We start from the raw sequence: 633 nt of genomic DNA on the forward strand, positions 1-633 counted from the left end.
AAGATCTGGTCGCCGCCGCCCGGGTGATCCTGGCCGCGGAAGAAGTGGTTGAAACCGACCTCATAGAGGGTCGCAGCGCCGGCGTACGTCGAGATGTGGCCGCCCACGCCGATGCCCGGCGCCTGCGCGCGGTGCACCATGATCGCGGCGTTCCAGCGCATCCACTTGCGGTACGCGCGCTCCATCTCCTCGCGGCCCGGGAACTCCGGCTCGTCCGCGGCGGAGATGGTGTTGACGTAGTCGGTCGTGGTGCCGAGGCCGGACGGGACCGGCACATCGTGGTCACCCGCGCGCTCCACGAGCGCGCGCAGCACGTCCTCGGCGCCGCGCGCACCGGTCTCCTGGAACAGCCCATCGAAGGACTCGAGCCACTCGGCGGTCTCTTCTGGGTCAACGTCGCGGCCGCGAGGCTGCTGCTCGATGGTGGTCATCGGCTCTCCTGTTCCTAGGCCGTGTTGCTAAAGGTGCTGGTGAGCCAGTGGAGTGTCGCGGCGAGGCAGAGGCCGGCGTGGTAGTTGCGGGCGGTCTTGTCTGAGCGCATCGCGATCCCGCGCCATTGCTTGAGCTTGTTGAAGCACCGCTCGACGACGTTGCGGCCGCGGTAGCGGACCCGCTGCTGGTCACCGAAGTCGA

Annotated in this window: 2 pseudogenes; both read right to left on the reverse strand. The window is 68.6% G+C overall.

The window, feature by feature from the left end:
• Positions 1-431: pseudogene (locus tag DWB68_RS15820) on the reverse strand (pyruvate dehydrogenase (acetyl-transferring), homodimeric type); the annotation flags it as partial.
• A 14-nt stretch (positions 432-445) separates the two neighbouring features.
• A pseudogene (locus DWB68_RS15825) lies at positions 446-633 on the reverse strand (hypothetical protein); the annotation flags it as partial.

The sequence above is a fragment of the Galactobacter valiniphilus genome, assembly GCF_003575975.1.
Lineage (GTDB): Bacteria > Actinomycetota > Actinomycetes > Actinomycetales > Micrococcaceae > Galactobacter > Galactobacter valiniphilus.